This window comes from Streptomyces ossamyceticus, assembly GCF_001418475.1.
GTDB lineage: Bacteria > Actinomycetota > Actinomycetes > Streptomycetales > Streptomycetaceae > Streptomyces > Streptomyces ossamyceticus.
The window spans coordinates 20,700-40,988 of sequence record NZ_LIQX01000034.1 but is presented as its reverse complement, the minus strand read 5'-3'; the positions used below and the strand labels follow the sequence as shown (position 1 = coordinate 40,988).

16 protein-coding genes are annotated in these 20,289 nt (G+C 71.8%); 4 read left to right on the top strand and 12 right to left on the bottom strand.

Annotated features, from left to right (window positions below):
• From AOK15_RS03440 to AOK15_RS03430, 3 genes are all read right to left on the bottom strand, one after another.
• A partial coding sequence (locus AOK15_RS03440; RefSeq protein ID WP_157870151.1) for a chromosome segregation SMC family protein occupies window positions 1-1,791 on the bottom strand: 1,791 nt, incomplete at its 3' end.
• Window positions 1,792-2,025: 234 nt separating this feature from the next.
• The gene (locus tag AOK15_RS03435) at window positions 2,026-2,229 is read right to left on the bottom strand and encodes a hypothetical protein (RefSeq protein ID WP_009327638.1); all 204 of its coding nucleotides are present in this window, start codon (window positions 2,227-2,229) and stop codon (window positions 2,026-2,028) included.
• A gap of 399 nt (window positions 2,230-2,628) precedes the next feature.
• Entirely contained in the window at window positions 2,629-2,910 is a 282-nt protein-coding gene (locus tag AOK15_RS03430) for an acylphosphatase (protein WP_055512588.1), read from the bottom strand.
• A gap of 191 nt (window positions 2,911-3,101) precedes the next feature.
• Between AOK15_RS03430 and AOK15_RS03425 the strand changes: the two genes are divergently transcribed.
• Both AOK15_RS03425 and AOK15_RS03420 read left to right on the top strand, forming a co-directional pair.
• Complete coding sequence (locus tag AOK15_RS03425) at window positions 3,102-4,067, top strand: CAP domain-containing protein (RefSeq protein WP_055512586.1); 966 nt, start codon at window positions 3,102-3,104, stop codon at window positions 4,065-4,067.
• Between the two features lie 117 nt (window positions 4,068-4,184).
• The gene (locus AOK15_RS03420) at window positions 4,185-4,625 is read left to right on the top strand and encodes a winged helix-turn-helix transcriptional regulator (RefSeq protein WP_055512584.1); all 441 of its coding nucleotides are present in this window, start codon (window positions 4,185-4,187) and stop codon (window positions 4,623-4,625) included.
• Here AOK15_RS03420 and mutM read toward each other — a convergent pair.
• The 8 genes from mutM to AOK15_RS03380 form a co-directional block, all read right to left on the bottom strand.
• The gene (gene mutM, locus AOK15_RS03415) at window positions 4,598-5,458 is read right to left on the bottom strand and encodes a bifunctional DNA-formamidopyrimidine glycosylase/DNA-(apurinic or apyrimidinic site) lyase (protein ID WP_055512582.1); all 861 of its coding nucleotides are present in this window, start codon (window positions 5,456-5,458) and stop codon (window positions 4,598-4,600) included. The genes AOK15_RS03420 and mutM overlap by 28 nt on opposite strands.
• Window positions 5,459-5,704: 246 nt before the next feature.
• Window positions 5,705-6,538 (bottom strand): ribonuclease III, encoded by an 834-nt coding sequence (gene rnc, locus AOK15_RS03410; protein WP_055512580.1) that lies wholly within the window; start codon window positions 6,536-6,538, stop codon window positions 5,705-5,707.
• Window positions 6,539-6,557: 19 nt separating this feature from the next.
• Complete coding sequence (gene rpmF, locus AOK15_RS03405) at window positions 6,558-6,731, bottom strand: 50S ribosomal protein L32 (RefSeq protein WP_003951102.1); 174 nt, start codon at window positions 6,729-6,731, stop codon at window positions 6,558-6,560.
• Between the two features lie 2 nt (window positions 6,732-6,733).
• The gene (locus AOK15_RS03400; RefSeq protein ID WP_055512578.1) at window positions 6,734-7,387 is read right to left on the bottom strand and encodes a YceD family protein; all 654 of its coding nucleotides are present in this window, start codon (window positions 7,385-7,387) and stop codon (window positions 6,734-6,736) included.
• Between the two features lie 149 nt (window positions 7,388-7,536).
• A complete protein-coding gene (locus AOK15_RS03395) occupies window positions 7,537-8,634 on the bottom strand; it encodes an ATP synthase subunit B family protein (RefSeq protein ID WP_055512576.1) in 1,098 nt (365 codons plus the stop codon).
• Between the two features lie 134 nt (window positions 8,635-8,768).
• Window positions 8,769-9,248, bottom strand: coding sequence for a pantetheine-phosphate adenylyltransferase (coaD, locus tag AOK15_RS03390; RefSeq protein ID WP_055512574.1), 480 nt, complete (start codon window positions 9,246-9,248; stop codon window positions 8,769-8,771).
• Window positions 9,249-9,274: 26 nt separating this feature from the next.
• On the bottom strand, window positions 9,275-9,907 hold the full coding sequence (gene rsmD, locus AOK15_RS03385) for a 16S rRNA (guanine(966)-N(2))-methyltransferase RsmD (protein WP_257234816.1): 633 nt from the start codon (window positions 9,905-9,907) through the stop codon (window positions 9,275-9,277).
• 84 nt (window positions 9,908-9,991) lie between these two features.
• Window positions 9,992-13,219 (bottom strand): helicase-related protein, encoded by a 3,228-nt coding sequence (locus AOK15_RS03380; RefSeq protein ID WP_055512570.1) that lies wholly within the window; start codon window positions 13,217-13,219, stop codon window positions 9,992-9,994.
• Between the two features lie 192 nt (window positions 13,220-13,411).
• Here AOK15_RS03380 and AOK15_RS03375 point away from each other — a divergent pair, with 192 nt between their 5' ends.
• A complete protein-coding gene (locus tag AOK15_RS03375) occupies window positions 13,412-15,265 on the top strand; it encodes an HSP90 family protein (protein ID WP_185093548.1) in 1,854 nt (617 codons plus the stop codon).
• Between the two features lie 8 nt (window positions 15,266-15,273).
• Entirely contained in the window at window positions 15,274-18,237 is a 2,964-nt protein-coding gene (locus AOK15_RS03370; protein ID WP_055512590.1) for a hypothetical protein, read from the top strand.
• 223 nt (window positions 18,238-18,460) lie between these two features.
• Here AOK15_RS03370 and AOK15_RS03365 read toward each other — a convergent pair whose 3' ends face one another.
• Window positions 18,461-20,233 (bottom strand): DAK2 domain-containing protein, encoded by a 1,773-nt coding sequence (locus tag AOK15_RS03365; RefSeq protein ID WP_055512566.1) that lies wholly within the window; start codon window positions 20,231-20,233, stop codon window positions 18,461-18,463.
• Between the last annotated feature and the right edge of the window lie 56 nt (window positions 20,234-20,289).

The window sequence follows — 20,289 nt, the reverse complement described above, 5'->3', positions numbered from 1 at the left end:
GGGACGGACGGGGTCCACGGGTGTGCCGGGGCCGGCCGGGCTGTCGCCCCTCTCGGCCGAGGGGTCCTCCAGTGCTCCCGCCAGCAGCAGGGAGGCGCGGCCCGCGTCCTGCTTGCGGAGCAGCCGGATGGCCTCGGCGGCCGCGACGGGGCTGGTCACGGCGATCGCGTCGGCCGCCGCGCCGAACGCGGCCGCCAGGGCGACCTCGTGGCCGGGCGTCACGGTCAGCAGTTCCGCGGCCGGCCCCAGCAGACCGCCGAGCCGGTCCTTCGCGGCGAGCAGGGCGCCCGTGCCGTCCTTGCGGCGCAGGCCCAGGGCGAGGGCCTCATGGCGGGCCTGGGTAGCGGCGCGGCGGCGCTCGGCGGTGGTGGTCGCCTCGCGGGCGGCGGTGAGGGCGGACTCCGCGTCGGCGAGGGCCCGCTTGGCGGCCTCGTGCCGCTCGGCCAGCTCGGTGTCGTCGGCGTCGAGGCCGTCGACCTCGGCCTTCAGTGCCTCGTACTCCTCCTGGGCGGCGACGGCGCGGTCCTGTGCCTCGTCGCGGGCGGCGGCGAGCCGGTCGATCTCGGCGCGGGCGGAGGCGGCGCGGGAGCGGGCGGCGTTGACCTGGCCGCCGAGGCGGGCGAGGCTCTCGCGGCGGTCGGCGATGGAGCGGGCGACGTCCTTCAGGCGCCGTTCCTCCAGGGCCAGCTCCCGCTCCAGGTCGGCCCGGTGGGCGACCGTGTCTTCCAGGGCCCGCTCGGCGGCTTCGAGGGCTGCTTCGAGTTCGGCCTCCTGCTCCCGGATCCGGGCGGCCTCGCGCTCCATATCCTCGGGATCGCGGCCGCGCCGCTCCTCGGGCGGGGCGGAGGTGGCACTCTTGACGCGGGCGTCGGCGAGGGAGATCGTGCCGCGCACCCGCTCGGCGAGCTGCGACAGCTCGTACCAGGTCTCCTGGGCCCGCTGGAGGCGCGGGGTGAGCCGGCGCACCTCGTCCTCCAGGACCGCCTCGCGCTGGAGCGCCTTCTTCAGCTCCGTCTCGGCGGCCTCCTTGCGCTGCTTGAGCGCGGCCTCGTCGGCGATCTCGTTGCTGAGCGCCTGGCGCAGCCGGACGAGGTCGTCGGCGAGGAGTCGGAGACGGGCGTCGCGGAGGTCGGCCTGGATGACGGCGGCTCGGCGGGCGACGGCGGCCTGACGGCCGAGGGGCTTGAGCTGGCGGCGGAGTTCGTCGGTGAGGTCCTGGACGCGGGCCAGGTTGGCCTGCATGGCGTCCAGCTTCCGCAGCGCCTTCTCCTTGCGCTTGCGGTGCTTGAGGACGCCGGCGGCCTCCTCGATGAAGGCGCGGCGGCCCATGGGGTCGGCGTGCAGCACCGAGTCGAGCTGACCCTGGCCGACGATGACGTGCATCTCGCGGCCGATGCCGGAGTCGGACAGCAGTTCCTGGATGTCGAGGAGCCGGCAGGTGTCGCCGTTGATCTGGTACTCGCTGCCGCCGTTGCGGAACATGATCCGCGTGATGGTGACCTCGGAGTACTCGATGGGCAGGGCCCCGTCGGAGTTGTCGATGGTCAGGGACACCTCGGCGCGGCCGAGCGGGGGCCGCCCGGTGGTGCCGGCGAAGATGACGTCCTCCATCTTGCCGCCGCGCAGCGACTTCGCGCCCTGCTCGCCCATGACCCAGCTGAGCGCGTCCACGACGTTGGACTTGCCCGAACCGTTCGGCCCGACGACGCACGTGATGCCCGGCTCGAACCGGAGCGTGGTGGCCGAGGCGAACGACTTGAACCCGCGGAGGGTCAGGGCCTTGAGGTGCACGGCGCTGGACTTTACCTCTCGGCCTTGTCTCACTCCATGAGCGCGCGGTTTCGCCCATGAACACGCAGGGCACATCAGACGTTAAGAGGGTGGGACAACTTTGAAGCGTAGGGGAAGCGCGGGGGAAGAAAGAAGGGACGCCTCAGGAAGGCGTCCCTTGCAGATCTGACAACTTAGCGGTTGATACGGGCAGCCCAACCACTGCTGTCGTAGTCGTGCGATGCGATGCAGTGATCAGGTGAGCGCAGGCTCCGCCTGGTGTGCGTCGATGCTCTCCATAAGCGAGTCGTGAGAAGCGGCAGCCGTCAGCGCGTCGTTCTCGGCCTGGATCCGTACGAGCTCGGATTCCAGGTCCTGGACACGCTGCTGGAGCCGTCGCATCTCGGCGAGGAGTCGCGGGTCGGAGCCGCCGACGTAACCGAGAAGCGCCTTTGCCATGATGGATGGTCCTCCACACTGAGTGACCGACCGAAGCGGTGTGGGTCGTGAGGGAATCGCACCCGTGGTGCTTGGCACTGTTGAGTTTTTGCTGCCGTTCTCCATGCCAAACAGCTAAGGTGCGCGGGGCTTTCAGCGTCTCACCAAAAAGTTTGACGGTCAACACGATCACGCCCCGTATTGGCGGGCATCCCGGTGGCGCGCGGCCCTGAACGGGCGGCGCTGCGGCGGTTCCGGGGCCTCTCCTGGCCGTGGGGGCGAGGGGATCATCCTTGTCGCGGAGCTTGCCATGACGGCACCTTCTTGGCAACCACCTGCACATTTCTGTTCTGTACATGCACCTGGCATATGCCCGTGGCGCACCCTGCCCCTCGCGTTCACCGCGCTTCGCAGTCGGCGTCAGCGGATGGCGAAGCCGTCATAGCCACCGCGGGGTGTGTCCCAGATCTCGGTGACGCCGTCCACGCGCCCGGGCGTGTCGTCACTCTGGAGCCACTCCAGCAGCCCTTGACACGCTCCGCGAGAGCCCTCGGCGACCACCTGCACCCGCCCGTCGGCCAAATTGAGAGCAAAACCACTCAGGCCCCCGATCTCCAGGGCCCTGGCCCGGGTGAACCAGCGGAAACCCACACCTTGTACCCGTCCGCGCACCCACGCGACCAGTCGCACATCCTCGCTCATGAGTGCACGCTAACGGGCCAATGTCTCCTGGGTCTCACCCTCCCCTGGCGCCATGCTGTACCGTCCCCACCCAATGAATCTCATATGAAACTCACTCCTTCGTGTGAGATTCGTGAAGACGACGATCACAACGTTGACAGCACCCCCCAACGTTGACGCAGGGACACCGCAAGGACGAGGAAGGCCAGGACATGGGACGCCACCGACGCTCCGCCGCCGGCCGCGCCGCCAGGGGCCGCGCCACCGGGGTCACGAACACGGGCTTCGCCGCCGAGGAGCCGCACTACGGGCCCGAGAACCTGTACGGGTTCGCCGAGTTCCTGGAGGCCGACGCCCAGGCCGCGTCGCGCGGGGGCGGTTCGCGTCGTCGTAAGAAGAGGACCGTCACGCCTGTGAAGACGGGCTTGCTGGGCGTCTCCGCGGCCGTCGCGATCGGCACCGCCGCGGTGGCCACCGGGGTCCTGCCGGGCGGCGACAAGTACACCGTCAGCGGTGGCAGCAGCCCCGACGCCGTGGTGCCCGCCGGGTCACCCACGGGTGCGCCCGCCCAGCAGGGCGGCGCGGACGGCGCCGCGCAGCAGCGCGAGGACCAGTCCACGAGCCGCGACGCCGAGCGCGAGGCCTCTCCGTCGGCGACCCCGGCCCCGTCCAAGAAGCCGTCCGAGAAGCCCGAGAAGAAGCCGGAGAAGGAGTCGGGCTCCGAGAAGACCAAGGAGCCGTCCGCCAAGCCTCCCAAGCAGAAGGAGGAGAAGGGCACTCCTCCGGGGCAGATCTCCGCGGCGACCCAGGCCGAGGCGGCCGTCCTCCAGCTGGTGAACGAGGAGCGCGCGAAGGCGGGCTGCAACCCGGTCGCGGCGGACAGCTCGCTGGCGAAGCTGGCCGAGGTGTTCAGCGAGGACATGGCCCTGCGCAGCTTCTTCGACCACACCGACCCCGACGGCAAGGACCCCTGGGACCGTGCCGCGGCCCTCGGGATCACCGGCCTCGGCGGCGAGAACATAGCCCGCGGCCAGGCCACCGCCGAGGCGGTCATGGAGGCCTGGATGAACAGCCCCGGCCACCGCGCGAACATCCTGAACTGCGACTTCAAGACGCTGGGCGTGGGAGTGCACCTGGGCGACGGCGGCCCGTGGTGGACCCAGGACTTCGGCTACTGAACCGACCCTGGGAAAGGGCTTCCGGGCCCCGCTCTCCCGCCTCCACGGGCCCAGCAGGCGCTAACCATGAGTTAGTGCAACCTTATGGTTAGCGCTGCTTCGGAGTATTCTCGGGGCATGGAATCAGCCGCGCAGACCGCCGTGACGCCCGCGCAGGCCTCCGCGGATGCGGACGACCGGGACTTCGACGACCTGGCTTTCGACGTCTTCGCCAGGAACTGTCCCTCCCGGGGCACCCTGGAGCACGTCACCGGCCGCTGGGGCGCGCTGACGCTGGGCGCGCTGCACGAGGGGTCGCTGCGTTTCAACGAGCTGCGGCGGCGTGTCGACGGCGTCAGCGAGAAGATGCTCTCCCAGACCCTGCACGCGCTGGAGCGCGACGGGCTGGTCCACCGTGAGGCGCAGCCCACGAACCCGCCGCGCGTCGACTACACCCTCACTCCGCTCGGCCACGAGGTCTCCGAGCGGCTGCTCTCCCTCATCGTCTGCGTGGAGGAGCGTATGGAGGACGTGCTGCGGGCCCGGGCGCGCTACGACGAGGCCCGCGGGGCCCGCTGACACGTCGGGCAGAAGTAGCTGGAGCGGTTCATCCAGGGCCGCCGCCGCATCGGTGTGCCACAGCGGCGGCAGGGCAGTCCCTCACGCCCGTACGCGTCCAGGGAGCGGTCGAAGTACCCCGACTCGCCGTTGACGTTGACGTAGAGGCTGTCGAAGCTCGTGCCCCCCACCGAGAGGGCCGCGTTCATCACGTCCCGTACGTGGCCGAGGAGTTCGGTGGTGCGGGGGCGGGTGAAGCCGGCGGTCGGGCGTTCGTAGTGGATCCGGGCGCGCCACAGCGCCTCGTCGGCGTAGATGTTGCCGACGCCGCTGATCAACGACTGGTCGAGCAGGGCCCGTTTGATGGTGGTGCGCTTGCGGCGCAGTGCCTGGTGGAACCCCTCCGCGTCGAACAGCGGGTCCAGGGGGTCGCGGGCGATGTGCGCGATGACGTCCGGCAGACCGTCGGGGGCGGTGTCGTGCAACGACAGGCCGCCGAAGGTGCGTTGGTCGACGAAGCGGAGTTCGGTGCCCAGGTCGTCCGCGAAGCGGACCCGGATCCTGAGGTGCTTCTCGTCGGCCGCGTCGTGCGGTTGCACGAGCAGTTGGCCGCTCATGCCGAGGTGCGCGAGAACGGCGGTCCCGGTGTCCGCCACGGGCAGCCACAGGTACTTGCCGCGCCGGCTCGGCTCACCGATGCGGTGCCCCTTGAGCCGGTGCGCGAAGTCCTCGGGCCCGGCCAGATGCCTCCGGATCGCCCGCGGGTGCAGCACCTCGACGTCGGCGACGGTGCGCTGGGCGACCCACCGCTGCAGTCCCCGCCGGACGACCTCGACCTCGGGCAGTTCTGGCACGGGGTCCTCCGGAGGATGAGCCGAGAGAGGGTGGGTTGTTGTCGTGGGGCGGCTGCGGGTGCTCTGTGGTTGCTCGCGCAGTTCCCCGCGCCCCTGAAACACGGGGTGACCCCTGGCTCTTTAGGGGCGCGGGGAACTGCGCGACCAGCCCAGAGACAGGTCGCACGAGACGACGTACGGAAGCCGCCCCCTCACCCCCAGCGGGGGTACGGGGGCGGCAGCCCCCGAAGAGGGGGCACCGAACTGTCAGGCCGACGCGGCGTCCGAGGGCGCGCCCTCGGTCTCGGCGGCCCGCGCGGCGGCCTCCGCGGCCTCTGTGGCCTCGGCCGCCGCCTTGGCCCGCTCGTCCGCCGCGGCGCGGATCGCACGCCAGGCGGACTCGGCCGCCTGCTGCTCCGCTTCCTTCTTGCTGCGGCCGGTGCCGGTGCCGTACGAGACGCCTCCGACGCGGGCGGCAGCTGTGAAGGTCTTCTCGTGGTCGGGGCCGGTCTCCGTGACCAGGTACTCGGGTACGCCGAGCCCTTCGGTCGCGGTGAGCTCCTGGAGACTGGTCTTCCAGTCCAGGCCGGCACCGAGGTTCGAGGACTTCTCGATCAGCGGGTCGAACAGGCGGTGCACCAGCTCCGCCGCCGAGTCCAGTCCCTGATCGAGATAGACCGCACCGATCACCGCTTCGAGGGTGTCGGCGAGGATGGACGCCTTGTCCCGGCCGCCTGTGCCCTCTTCACCGCGGCCGAGCCGGATGAAGGAGCCGAGGTCGAGCCCACGGCCCACCTCCGCCAGCGCACGAGAGTTGACCACCGCGGCCCGCAACTTGGCCAGCTGGCCTTCGGGCAGGTCGGGGTGGGTGCGGTACAGCGTGTCCGTGACCACGAGGCCGAGGACGGAGTCACCGAGGAACTCCAGCCGCTCGTTGGTGGGCAGACCGCCGTTCTCGTACGCGTAGGAACGGTGGGTGAGTGCGCGCACCAGAAGGGCGGACTCGAGCTTGTAGCCGAGCCGCCCTTCCAGAAGCGTGTGGGACGAGGCTGTGGTGTCCGCCTTTTTCTTGGCGGTGGTCTCCGCCTTGGCGTCAGACATGGAGCCTCTCACCAGCCGCTCAGACCTCGAGGACCTGGCGCTTGTTGTAGGTGCCGCAAGACGGGCACGCGATGTGCTGCTGCTTGGGCTCGTGGCAGCGCTCGCACGCAACCAGGGTGGGGACCGCAGCCTTCCACTGCGACCGGCGGTGGCGCGTGTTGCTGCGCGACATCTTCCGCTTCGGAACAGCCACGGCTACTTCTCCTGCTTCTCGTCGGCGCGTGCTGACTGAGTCGCGCCGCCGCTCATCTCGTCCTTCTCGCCATCTTCGAGTGAACCGGCGAGTCCCTGCAGTGCCGCCCAACGGATGTCGACGGCGTCATGGTGGTGGTCCGGGTCGTCCGCGAGCCGCGCTCCGCATTCGGAGCACAGGCCGGGGCAGTCGTCCTGGCACACCGGCTGCATCGGCAGTGCGAGCACCACCGCGTCCCGCAGCACGGGCTCGAGGTCGAACAGGCCGTCCTCGAGGAAGAGCCTGTCCTCGTCGTCCTCGGCGTCGGTGTCGGGCTCCGCGATCACGCGGCCCCGCTCGTCGGCGTCGGGGTACGAGAACATCTCCTGGAAGTCCGCTTCGAGCTCCAGCTCCAGCGGCTCCAGACACCTTACGCACTCCCCCCGGGCCTTGGCACGGGCGGTGCCTGTGACGAGCACCCCTTCCAAGACCGACTCCAGGCGGAGTTCGAGTTCCACCGGGGCGCCTTCCGGCACTCCGATGACGCTCTTGATCCCCAGATCCTTGGGAGCGTCGACCGAACGCGTCAGGCGCTGCATCGCACCCGGCCGCCGGCCCAGCTCGTGCGTGTCGAACACGAGGGGGTTGCGGTGGTCGAGACGGGCGTTCAGAGCCATGTCAACTTTCGATCTTCGAATCCGGGGGAGGGCGCCGCCCCGGTGTTCCGGGCAGCGCACGATCGCGGGCGTCTTCTGCGGACAGCATGAACGCACGCGCGACCGAAGAGCCAGGATACTGGACCTTTCGCTATCGGCCCAATCCGCTGTCAGCGGCCCTGCTCGTAGCGCCGCAACTGCTCCGCGGTGATCATCGTGGTGTCGAAGAGACTCGTCTCGTCGAGCGCGTTCCCCGGGGGCTGCGCGTACCCCTGGTGACCCTGCTGGTCCTGGTGCTGCTGATCCAACTGCTGCTGGTCCAGGTGCTGCTGGTTCGGGTCGTACGACGGCTGCTGCGGGTAGCCCACGGCGTACGGGTCGGCCTGCTGGTAGCCGTAGGGGTCCGCTGCCTGCTGGGGCTGCGCGTACTGCTGCTGGTAGCTGCCGTACTGGCCCTGCTGGTAGGCCGTCGCCCCGTACGCGTCCTGCTGCGGGGCGTACGACGACTGCTCCGGAACCGCGCGGGACGGGTCGGCGGGGCTCGGGGAGAGGGCGGCCAGTTCGGCCAGGTAGTCGGCGTCGCTGGTGGGCCTCGGGGAGGTGCCGTCGTCGTTCAGGGCGAGGGCGCCGAGGTCGTCGGTGGCGATCCGGCCGTGGAGCTTCTGCCGGCCGCGGCCGACGGCCTCCAGGGTCTTGGCGAGGACGGCCTCGAAGGCGCCGAGCTTGGCGTCGACGTAGGCGTCGGCGTCGCGGCGCAGGGTCTCGGGGTCGTGGCTGCGCTCGGGGGCGTCCTCGTCCTCGTAGCCCTGCTCGTCCAGGCCGGGGCCGGTGCCGAGGAGCTTCTCGCGGCCGCGGCCGACCGAGCCGAGGGTCTTGGTGAGGACGACCTCGAAGTTGGCGAGCTTGGAGTCGACGTAGTCGTCGGCCTCGGCGCGGACGTCCTCGGCCTCCTGGCGGGCCTCGGTGAGGATGCGGTCGGCCTCGTTCTGGGAGCGGCGGGCGACCTCGGTGTCGGAGATCAGGGAGCCGCGCTCGGCGTGGGCCGACTCGATGATCCGCTCGGCCTCCTGGCGGGCCCGCTCGACCATGTGGTCGCGGTCCCCGATCAACTCCTGCGCCTGGGCGAGGGAGTCGGGCAGGGCCGCGCGCAGCTCCTCCAGCAGTGAGAGCAGTTCGGCGCGGTTGACCACGCACGAGGCCGACATGGGCATGGATCGGGCGCCGGAGACCACCGAGACGATCTCGTCGAGCTTCTTCTGCACGTCCACCGTGTGCTCGCCACTCTCTACAGCTGTGTTGGAGACGGTCGGATCGACTGTACGGCCAGTGGAGGACCACCGGACACCGGGTGGCGCGAGCGAGTCCGCGCGGGCCCCGCGAACGGGCCCCGCGACGGGGTGCTCTAGTCGCGACGCAGGCGTTCGGTCAGGGCTTCGAGGACGACGGGGGGCACCAGGTGGGAGACGTCGCCGCCCCAGGTGGCGACCTCCTTGACCAGCGAGGACGACAGGAAGCTGTAGGTGGGGTTGGTGGGGACGAAAAGGGTCTCGATGCCCGAGAGGCCGATGTTCATCTGGGCCATCTGCAGCTCGTAGTCGAAGTCGCTGACCGCGCGCAGGCCCTTGACGATGGCGGGGATGTCGCGCTGCTTGCAGAAGTCGACGAGAAGGCCGTGGAAGGCCTCGACCCGTACGTTCGCGTACTCGGCGGTGACCTCGCGGATGAGGTCGATCCGCTCCTCCACCTCGAACAGGCCCTTCTTGGACTTGTTGATCATCACCGCGACATAGACCTCGTCGTACAGCTTGGAGGCGCGGCCAATGATGTCGAGGTGTCCATTGGTGATGGGGTCGAACGACCCGGGACAGACGGCGCGGCGCACTTGGGATCCCTCGCTCTCCGGTCCGGTCATCGTGCGTCTTCGCACGTAGAGGCGGCGCGACCGTACCAAAACGTTCCCTCGCCGTAACGACGGGCCCGGAGCGCTTCGAAACCGGTCGGCCAGGCGAATTCACCGCCTCTGGTGCTGCGCTCCACGGTGACGAGCGCTTCCTCGGCGAGCCAGCCTCCCGTACGGAGTGTGAGCAGGATCTCCCGAAGATCGTCGTCCGGGACGGCGTACGGAGGGTCGAGGAAGACGATGTCGTACGGCTCCTGGGGCGCGGGGCCCTGGATGATCTGTTCCGCTTTGCCCGACCTCACCTCGGCGCCGGGGAGGCCGAGCGTCCGGACGTTGTCGCGGACCGTCCGGGCGGCGCGGGCGTCGGCCTCGACGAGGAGGGTGTGGGCGGCGCCGCGGGAGAGGGCCTCCAGGCCCACGGCTCCGGAGCCGGCGTAGAGGTCCAGGACGCGTTCGCCGTCGAGGGGGCCGCCGAGGAGGGCCTGCCACGTGGAGAAGAGGCCCTCGCGTGCGCGATCGGAGGTGGGGCGGGTGCCGTTCCCTGGCGGGACGGCCAGGCGGCGTCCGCCGGCTGCGCCGGCGATCACGCGGGTCATCTTGGGTCCTTGGAGGAGGGGACGGCTACGACTCCAGTCTGTCAGGCGGGGAGGCACGGGCGCGTGCCACCGGTACGGGGAGGGGGCGAGGTCACACGCGGCACCGGCCCTGCGCGTGCGGCCCTCTCCTCAGCCCTTCTCCAGGTACTGCTCCCTCTCCTCGTCCAGGAGGGCGTCCAAGGCCGTCCTCAGGCCCGGGAAGGACTCCAGCTCCGGGTCGGCGGCCACCACCGACGCCGCCTCCTCCCTCGCCTCCGTGATGATCTCCTCGTCGTCGATGACGGTGAGCATCCGCAGGCTGGTGCGGGCGCCGGACTGGGCCTGGCCGAGGACGTCGCCCTCGCGGCGCTGTTCGAGGTCGATGCGGGAGAGTTCGAAACCGTCGAGGGTGGAGGCGACGGCGCCCAGGCGCTGGCGGGCTGCGCTGGCCTCGGGCATCTCCGTGACCAGGAGGCAGAGACCAGGGGCGGACCCCCGGCCGACGCGGCCGCGGAGCTGGTGGAGCTGGGAGACGCCGAAGCGGTCGGCGTCCATGATGACCATCGCCGTGGCGTTCGGGACGTTGACGCCGACCTCGATGACCGTGGTCGCCACCAGGACCTTGGTCTCGCCGGCGGCGAAGCGGCGCATGACCGCGTCCTTGTCGTCCGGGTGCATACGGCCGTGCAGGACCTCCACCTGGAGGCCGCGCAGGGGGCCCTGGGCGAGCTGGTCGGCGATGTCGAGGACGGCGAGCGGCGGCCGCTTCTCCGCCTCGTCCTCCGGGGACTTCTTGCTCTTCCCGGGGCCGGTCTGTTCGTCGATGTCGTCGCCGATGCGGGGGCAGACGATGTACGCCTGGTGGCCGTTCTCCACCTCCTCGCGGACCCGCTCCCAGGCGCGGGCGAGGAAGTGCGGTTTGTCGGCGGCGGGGACGACATGGCTGGCGATCGGCGAGCGGCCCGCGGGGAGTTGGTCGAGGACCGAGGTCTCCAGGTCGCCGAAGACGGTCATCGCGACGGTGCGCGGGATGGGCGTGGCCGTCATGACGAGGAGGTGCGGCGGCTGCTTGCCCTTGCCGCGCAGAGCGTCGCGCTGCTCCACGCCGAAGCGGTGCTGTTCGTCGACGACGACCAGGCCCAGGTCGTGGAACTGCACCTTGTCCTCGATCAGCGCATGGGTGCCGATGACGATGCCGGCCTCGCCGGTGACCAGGTCGAGGAGCGCCTGACGGCGGGCCGCCGCGCCCATGGAACCGGTGAGCAGCACGACCTTGGTGGCGTGTTCGGCGCCGCCCAGCATGCCGCCCTCGGCCAGTTCGCCCATCATCTCCGTCACCGACCGGTGGTGCTGCTGGGCGAGCACCTCGGTCGGCGCGAGCATGGCCGCCTGCCCACCGGCGTCCACCACGGCGAGCATGGCGCGCAGGGCCACCATCGTGTTGTGGGTGACAGTGAAGTGGTCCGTGATGTACGCGTGGCTGGGATGGGCGACGCTGATGCACTGGACGGGCTTTCGTCCCACGTATTCGACATCGCGGATGCCTCGCCGGAATGTGTTGTACTTCGGCCGAGGACGAGTTCGTTCGGCTTTTCGGGTCAGCCGGAACGGAGGAAACACGTCGGGAAGGGCCACCGAGACATTGAAGGCGGCTTTCTGCGGCAGCACTCGGGCGCGGCCGCCGAGCGACCGTACGAGCCACGCGACGTCCTCCGCGAGTCTGCGAGAGGTAGAACAGAGCGAGACGCTCAGCCCGTTCCCATCCACGGTGCCGTCGGTGTCCAGGAGCCCCTGCAGCAATGCGAGGCGGTTCTTGATCGACGAGTTCTTGAACACTTCGGGGACGAATTTGCCGTGAGCCGTCACGCCCCACAGGCCAAGGTCCCGCAGCGTCTGGATCACGGGGTTGCGGGCGCCACCCAGGCGCCGCGTCGGCTGAATCGTGTAGTCGCAGCGGGAACCCGCGACGGGCACGAGTCGGCATTCCGGTGCCACGGACGTCGCCACGGCATCGTGGATCTCGGGGTCGACGGTGGACACGCGCAGATTGTGGCGGAAGGAACCGTCTCCCAGAAGCAGGCCGAACAGGTAGGGATCGAGAGGCAGCGCAGAGTCGTCTCCGAGGTCGACCGGGGTCGCTGAAGGGATGTACCACTTCGATGAACCATTGGCCTTGTGAAGGTCCTGGCGGATCTCCCGTGTGGTCATCACCTTGGGTGCTTGCCTGCGGTGCCATCCGCAACTGGTGCCGACGATCCAGAGGTGCTCGTCATCGCATTCCACGGAGCTTCCGTCGGAGAGTACGACGCGCCACACATCACGCTCTCCCTGGGGAAAGACACCGTCCACGAGGGCGATCTCGCCGGTGGGCACGATCACCTCGTCCCGCGGCGAGAGGTCGCCCATGCGCCGGAATCCCGAAGGCGTCAGGACCAATGAATCGAGGGGCTGGGCTTTCCCGGAGCCCACCTCTCCCTGGAGCAGCCGGTGCATCGGGTGTTCGGTGGCGAGGTCGTCGAAGATCTCGCGGGAGACCTTCTGCTGGCCCTCGGTCAGGGTGAACGGGAGGCGGGCGTCGAAGGCGGTGAGGAGGCCGTCCGGGGTGGGGCGGCGGGCCACGGCGGGCAGTTGGGCGTCGGCGTGCCGGCGGCGGGCGAGGGCGACCTGGAGGACGAAGGCCTCGTCCCACTTGAGGCGGTCCCGGGCGGACTCGATGTCCGCCTTGGTGTGGGGACGGTGGATCTTCAGCAGGGCTTCGGGGAGGGGGACCAGGCCCCGGCCCGCGCGCAGGGACTCGGGGAGGGGGTCCACGGCCTCCTGGGCGCTCGGCAGGACCGTCTGCACCGCCTTGGCGATCTTCCAGGACTCCAGCTTGGCGGTGGCCGGGTAGATCGGGATGAGGGCGCCCGCCCAGCTGTCGACCGTCTCCGACACGTCTTCGCCGCGCAGCAGTTCGTACGCCGGGTGGGCCAGCTGGAGGCGGCGGTTGAAGACGGAGACCTTGCCGGCGAAGAGGGCGCGGGTGCCGGGGAGGAGCTCCTTGTGGGGCTTGTGCACGCCGTTGCCGAAGAAGACCAGCTGGAGGCGGCCGCTGCCGTCGGTGATCGTGACCTCGAGGCGCTGGCCCTTGCCGCGGGGGGCCTTGGCGGAGGCGAAGGTGTGCAGGCGGGCGTCGGCGACCTGGGCGACCACCGTGACGTGCTCGTCCATGGGCAGGTCGGCGAGGTGGGTGAGCTGCCCACGCTCCTCGTACCTGCGGGGATAGTGGTGCAGCAGGTCTCCGACGGTGTGCAGGCCGAGGTGCTCGGCCATCACCTTCGCGGTGGCGGCGCCGAGCGTGTTCTTGAGCGGTTCTTCGAGCGCGGGCACGAGATCCATTGCACACCACTGCACTGACAATCCCGTATACGTCCTTGAAATCCGCTGGTCAGGCGGGTCGTTCGCGCCTAGGATGGCGCACTCCCGGGCCTGTAGCGAAGGCCCGTGCCGCCTCCCGTCCGCGGTCACCGTCTCGTGGGACCGCCCTACCCCGCGCCGTCGCCCGACCCCCACCCCACCGGCGCTGCGACGATGGACTCAATGACCTCACAGTCATCCCAGGCATCCCGGACTCCACAGTCACCTCACACGTTCCAGGTCGATCTGCGTGGCCTGGTGGATCTGCTCTCGCACCACCTCTATTCCAGTCCGAAGGTCTACCTGCGCGAGCTGCTGCAGAACGCGGTGGACGCGATCACCGCGCGGCGGGCCGAGGAACCCGACGCGCCCGCCCGGGTGCGGCTGTTCGCCGAGGGCGGCGCGCTGCGGGTGGAGGACTCCGGCGTGGGGCTCACCGAGTCCGACGTGCACAGTCTCCTCGCGACGATCGGCCGCAGCTCCAAGCGGGCCGACGGGCTGCAGGAGGTCCGCTCGGACTTCCTCGGGCAGTTCGGCATCGGATTGCTGGCGTGCTTCGTGGTCGCCGAGCGCATCCGGGTCGTCAGCCGCAGCGCCCGTACACCGGACGCGGCGCCCGTGGAGTGGACGGCGACCGACGACGGCTCGTACACGGTGCGGACGCTGCCGGACGAGGCGCGCCCCGAGCCGGGGACGACCGTGCATCTGGTCGCGCGGCCGGGAGCGGCGGAGTGGCTCTCGCACACGCGCGTGCTGTCGCTGGCGCGGGACTTCGGCTCGCTGCTGCCGTACGACGTGCGGGTCGGCGAGGAGGCCGTCACGGATCTGCCGGCGCCCTGGGACCGCCCGTACCCCTCCCCCGCCACCCGGCGGGTGGCTCTCGCGCGGCACTGCCACGACCTGTTCGGGTTCACCCCGTTGGACGCGATCGAGCTGGACGTGCCGCTGGCCGGGGTGCGGGGCGTGGCCTACGTGCTGCCGTCCGCGGTCAGCCCGGCGCAGCGGGTGGGCCACCGGGTGCACCTGAAGGGCATGCTGCTCACGGAGCGGGCCGAACAGCTGCTGCCGGAGTGGGCGTTCTTCGTGCGCTGTGTGCTCGACACGGACAGTCTGCGGCCCACGGCGTCCCGTGAGTCGCTGTACGAGGACGAGACCCTCGCTGCCGTCCGGGAGGCGCTGGGCGAGCGGATCCGCGGGTGGCTGACCGGTCTCGCCGCGGGTGATCCGGAGCGGCTGGCGGCCTTCCTCTCGGTGCACTACCTGGGAGTGAAGTCCCTGGCGCGGCACGACAAGGAGATGCTGCGCACGATGCTGCCGTGGCTGCCCTTCGAGACGACCGACGGGCGGCTGTCCCTGGAGGAGTTCGCGCAGCGGCACCCGGTGGTGCACTTCACGCGGACGGTGGAGGAGTACCGCCAGGTCGCGCCGATCGCCTCCGCGCAGGGCGTCGGGGTGATCAACGGCGGTTACACGTACGACAGCGAGCTGGTCGAGGCACTGCCGTCGGTGCGGCCGGGCACGATGGTCGCCGAGTTGGACGCCGACACGGTGACCGCGCATCTGGACGCGCCCGACCCGGACGAGGAGCTGGCGCTGGCGGGCTTCCTGTCGGCCGCGCGGGCGAAGCTCGACCCCCTGGGTTGCGATGTCGTGCTGCGGGCGTTCCATCCGCTGTCGGTGCCCGCGCTGCACCTGGACGACCGTTCCTCCCGGCACGAGCAGGCCCGCGCGGAGGCCGAGGAGCAGGCCGACGATCTGTGGGCGGGCATCCTCGGCTCGCTGCGCGGCAGCGCCCCGCGCGCGCGGCTGGTGCTGAACCACCTCAACCCGCTCGTCCGGCGGATCGGTGCCCTGCGCGATCCCGAGCTGATCGGGACCGCCACCGAGTCCCTGTACGGGCAGGCCCTGCTGATGGCGCAGCGACCGCTCAGGCCGGCGGACTCGGCGCTCCTGAACCGCGCGTTCATAGGCCTCCTGGAGTGGGCCACGCACAGCGAGAGCGGGCCCGGGGAGGGCGGCCGACCGTGAGGGACGTCATGGACTTCGACGAACTGCGCCGGGCCATGGCGGAGAACTACGAGCAGCCGGAGGGCCCCGCCCGCAACGCGCGCGCGGAGCGGCTGCTCGCCGAGGCCGAGAAGCTGAACATCCCGCTCGCCGTGATCGAGGCGCTCGGGCACCAGCTGAAGGTCTACAACTACAGCTCCGAGAAGGACAAGATGTTCGTCCCCTTCGCGCGCCTGCTGCGCATGTGGGACGAGCGCCCCGAGGACTTCGACGAGTACGAGGTCCACTCGCTGCACTGGGTGTTCAAGTGGATGTCGGCCGGCATGCTCAACCAGCCGCATGTGCCGCTCGCCTCGATCGAGAAGTGGCTCGGCGAGATGGAGCACCGCTACCGGCTCGCCGGGCACTCGGAACGGGCTGTGCGCAGCGCCGAGTTCAGTGTGGCCGCGCACGTCGGTGACCTGGCGCGGGCCGAGCGGGCGTACGAGGCGTGGCTGGCGGCCGACCGGGACAGCATGGCCGACTGCCACGCGTGCGAGCTGCACGGCCAGGGCTGGTGGCAGGCGCGGCAGCGGCGCGACGCCGAGGCGCTGCGGCTGTGGGCGCCGGTCCTGGAGGGCGAGTACACCTGCGCCCACGAACCGCACACCGCTCTGGCGTCCTCCCTGCTGCCGCTGCTGCGGCTGGGCCGCCCGGACGAGGCGCGCGCCCACCATCTGCGCGGTTTCCGGCTGGTGCGGGCCATGGAGAGCATGCGCGGCGCGTACGCGGACCACGTGGAGTTCTGCGCCCTGACCGGCAACGAGGCCCGCGGTCTTGAGCTGCTCGCCGAGCGGCCGGCGTACTTCACGGACTCCGGGGACCCGCGCAGCAAAGCGGACTTCGCGGCCGTGGTGGCGCTCCTCATGGACCGCCTGGTCAGCCGTGGCTTCGCCGATCAGACGGTCCCGGGTCCCGCCGGCCGTACCTGGACGGCCGCCGAACTGGCCGCACACGCGCGCGCGGAGGCACTGTCCCTGGCCGCCCGGTTCGACGAGCGCAACGGCACGGCGTACGTCAGCACCCACGTCCGGGAGCGCATGGACCAGCCACCGCTCGTGGACCGGCTGCCGCTGGGCGTGCGGGCGACGCGCACGGTCCCGGCGCCCCGGCAGCCCCTGGCCGTGGAGCGCGCCGAGGCGGCACCGGCGCGGGACGACCTGCCCGCGCTCCTCGCCGAGGCGCGGCGGCTCTCCGAGTCCCTGCATCCGGACTCCGTGGGCGCGTGGGCCGCGGTGGCGCGGGCCGCCGAGGCGGACGGCGCGGAATTGGACGCCCATGACAGGGCGGAGATCGTCGACCACCGGGCGATCGGCCTCGGGCCCGAGGGACGCACCCTGTTCGAGCACGCGGCCGAGCTGTACGAGGAGGCCGGTGACCTGGGCGAGGCGCTCGCGGCACGCGCGCGCGGAGCGACGGTCCACGCCTTGAACGGGCACACCGAGGAAGCGCTGGAGCTGCTGTCCGAGCCGTACGAGAAGGTCCTCGCGCTCCACGCGGGCGGCGCCACGGGGCTTCGGCAGACGGCGTCCGTGCTGGTGGGGCGGGCCCGGATACTCATGCAGCGGCTGGAGGAGGCGGACCCGGACGAGAGCGCGGTGCCCGCCGCCGAGGCCGCCGTGCGGGAGCTGGCGGAGTTCGTCGAACCGCGCCGTGAGCAGGACGTGCGGCTGGCCTCGCGGGCCGCGGAGGCGCGGGCCATGCTCGGGGAGCTGGCCGAGCGCGGCGGGGACGCGGAGACCGCCGCCGCGCTGTTCGAGGAGGCCGCGGAACGCTATGTGACGGCCGGGGCGCCCTGGTTCGCGGTGCAGTACGAGGCCCGGCTGGCCGGGCTCGCGCAGCAGCTCGGGGATCTGGAGCGGGCCGAGCGGGCGGCCGGCGCGGCGCTGGAGCACGGCGGTACGGATCTGGAGCCGATGGGCCACGCTCAGCTCCATGTCCAGCTGGCCGAGCTCCTCGGGGCCGCCGACCGGGTCGAGCCGGGCGCCGCGCACGCGCTGGAGGCGGCACACTGGGCCGACGAGGCCGGTGAGAGCCGGACGCTCGGCTCCTGGGCCCGGCATCTGCTCGGCGGGTTCCTGCTGCGGCAGGGGCGGTGGGCGGAGGCCGCGGAGGTGCTGGAGTCGGCCCTGCTGGACCTGACCGCCGAGATCCACGGGGACGGGGCCGTAGCCCAGACCCTGTGGTGGCTCGGCGACTGCCACACCGAGATGGGCGAGCACCGTGAGGCGGCCGACCGGTGGCTGCGGGCCGCCGACATCACCCGGCACTGGCCCGAGCAGCGCGACCACGCCGTGCTCGCGCACCTCGCCGCGGAGGCCCTCGCCCGCGCGGGGCTGCCCGCCGAGGCGGACCGGGCGTACGAGCGCGCGGGCACCCTGTGGGGAGAGCTGGGCAACGTCCACGGGTATGTGCGGGCGCTGCGGGCGCGGGCCTGGTACGCGGCGCAGGAGGGTACGGGGCTCGACGCCGCCAGGGAGTTGATGGGTGACGCGGTGGCCGGGTGCGAGGCGGCCCTGTCGGATGTGACCGGCGAGGAGAACCGGCTGCGGATCCACGCGGAACTCGGCGAGACGTACCGGCAGTTCGGCGACCTGCTCGCCCGCTCCGTCGCCGAGGACGCCGAACTCGACGCGTACCGGGCGGTGTTCGAGGAGGCGCTGACGCTCGTCGAGCGGGCGGTGGCGGTGTACGGCTCCCTGGGGGCCGACTTCCTCGACGCGCGGACCGGCGCGGAACTCGCGGCCGGGTGGCTGGAGGCGGACCTTCGGAGGGCGGCCGACGCGGCGGGGCGGGCGCGGAGTGTGTTGGCCGCGTACGGCGGTGGCGACGGAGTCGGCGGCGCCGACGGCGACGGTGGCGGCGCCGGCAGCCAGGAGGACGAGACGGCGGTCGCGCGTCGTGCCGAGGCGGAGCGGATGCTGGGGCTGGTGGAAGGCCCGGGCGACAGGTAGGGCTCAGCGGGTTGGGGGCGGGCCTCACGGGTCTCGCCCCCGCCGCCCCTACCCATCCCCGTCCTCCAGGGGCTGCCGCCCCTTCGACCCCGCGTCGGCGCCTGATGGCTCGGGGGCGCCTGGGGTGTGGCGAGTGCGGGTGCGTCGTGGTTCCTCGCGCAGTTCCCCGCGCCCCTGAAGGACGGGCGGTTCCCGCCGCCCTTCAGACTCTGGCCCCCCGGAGCTATTCGACGCCGATCAGCAGGAGCGTGCCCTGGTGGCCGCCTCGGTAGACCACCGTGTCCACGCCCAGGTGGGACTCGCGGAGTCGGGTTTCCACGTGGTCGGCGATGTCGGTGGGGGCCTCGTCGCCGAGGACCAGGGTGACCATTTCGCCGCCGGCTGCGAGCATGCGGTCGACGACCCTGGTGGCGGTCGCGGTGACGTCGTCGCCGATGACGGCCACGTCCCCGTCGATGAGACCGAGGACGTCGCCGGCCTGGCAGATGCCGGCCATGGTCCAGGACTGGCGCTCGGCGATGACGACCTCGGCGTAGCGCGTGGCGCCCGCCGCGGAGGTCATGGAGACCACGTCCTCGTCGAAGCGGCGGCCGGGCTCGTGCACGGCGAGGGCGGCGATGCCCTGGACGGCCGACCGCGTCGGGATCAACGCCACCCGTACGCCCTCGGCGCGGGCCTGTTCCGCCGCCGCGGCCGCCGTGTGGCGCAGATCCGCGTCGTTGGGCAGGAGCACCACCTCGCGCGCGTGGGCCCGCCGTACCGCCTCCACCAGCTCCCCGCTCGCGGGCGGCTCCCCGGGGCGGGCCAGCACCGTGGTCGCGCCCGCCTCCGAGTACAGCCCCGCCAGACCCTCCCCCGGTACGACGGCCACCACGGCGCGCTGGGCCCGCTCACGGGGCTGCCGTCCGGCCCCGCCGGCCACATGCGCGTCCTCGGCCCCGAAGTGCGTGATCCGGATCCGGTACGGCCGCCCGGCCTCGACCCCCGCCTCCACGGCGGCGCCCGCGTCGTCGACGTGCACATGGACGTTCCACAGGCCGTCCCCGCCGACCACGACGAGCGAGTCGCCCAGCCCGTCCAGCCTGCCGCGCAACCGGGCCACGGCCTCGTCGTCCGCCTCCAGGAGGTAGATCACCTCGAAGGCCGGCCCACCGGTGCCCGGCCGGTCGTCGGCGCACACCTCCGGCCCGACACCTTCCGCGTCGCGCATCGCATCGGCCCCGCCGGTGCCGTCGTCGCGGGGGCCGGCCCCCGCCACGCGCGCGTGCGTGGGCGGGAGGTCGGGTGAAGCGACGAGGGCGGCGTAGGCGTGCGCCCTCGGGGTCTCCCCCGTGAACGTCTCCACCAGCGCGGCCAGCACCGCCACCAGTCCGCGCCCGCCCGCGTCCACGACGCCCGCGCGGGCCAGCGCCGCCAGTTGCCCGGGGGTCGCCAGCAGGGCCGTACCGGCGCCCTCGTACGCGGCGCGGGCCACCGTGCCGCAGTCGCCCTCGGCGGCCACCACCGCTTCGGCGGCCGCGGAGGCCACTGTGAGGACGGTGCCCTCCACCGGGTGCGCGACGGCCTCCCGTGCGGAGTCGGCGGCGTGGCGGAGAGCGAGACGGAGCCCCTGGCCGTCGGTGTGAGCGGCCTCACTGTCGTGCGCGAGCACCTGGGCCATCCCGCGCAGGAGTTGCGCGAGGATCGTCCCGGAGTTGCCCCGGGCGCCTATGAGCGCGCCGTGCGCCATGGCCCGCGCGGCCTCGGCGAGCGTGGGCTGCCCGGCGGCGGGCGAGCCGGGCGCCGCGCCCGTCTCGTGGCCCGCGAACACCGCCTCCACGGCGGCCGCCGCCGACTCCATCGTCAGGTAGAGGTTCGTCCCGGTGTCGCCGTCGGCCACCGGGTAGACGTTGATCGCGTCGATCTCCTCACGGGCCCGCCCCAGGGCGGCCAGCGCGAGGCCGCACCAGGTGCGCACCGCGAGAGCATCGAAGAATGTCTGCGGCACCTGCGGCACCTGCGCCTCCTTGAGCTGCTTGGCTGCTGGACGGGCGCCGGGGGGTACGCCGCACG

Bases quoted from the DNA above. Each gene is read 5' to 3' on its own strand.
- AOK15_RS03375 (WP_185093548.1), top strand. From the start codon at position 13,412: ATGGACTCAATGACCTCACAGTCATCCCAGGCATCCCGGACTCCACAG.
- AOK15_RS03430 (WP_055512588.1), bottom strand. From the start codon at position 2,910: ATGAGCGAGGATGTGCGACTGGTCGCGTGGGTGCGCGGACGGGTACAA.
- AOK15_RS03435 (WP_009327638.1), bottom strand. From the start codon at position 2,229: ATGGCAAAGGCGCTTCTCGGTTACGTCGGCGGCTCCGACCCGCGACTC.
- AOK15_RS03420 (WP_055512584.1), top strand. From the start codon at position 4,185: ATGGAATCAGCCGCGCAGACCGCCGTGACGCCCGCGCAGGCCTCCGCG.
- AOK15_RS03380 (WP_055512570.1), bottom strand. From the start codon at position 13,219: ATGGATCTCGTGCCCGCGCTCGAAGAACCGCTCAAGAACACGCTCGGC.
- AOK15_RS03400 (WP_055512578.1), bottom strand. From the start codon at position 7,387: ATGGCTCTGAACGCCCGTCTCGACCACCGCAACCCCCTCGTGTTCGAC.
- rnc (WP_055512580.1), bottom strand. From the start codon at position 6,538: ATGTCTGACGCCAAGGCGGAGACCACCGCCAAGAAAAAGGCGGACACC.
- AOK15_RS03425 (WP_055512586.1), top strand. From the start codon at position 3,102: ATGGGACGCCACCGACGCTCCGCCGCCGGCCGCGCCGCCAGGGGCCGC.
- AOK15_RS03370 (WP_055512590.1), top strand. From the start codon at position 15,274: ATGGACTTCGACGAACTGCGCCGGGCCATGGCGGAGAACTACGAGCAG.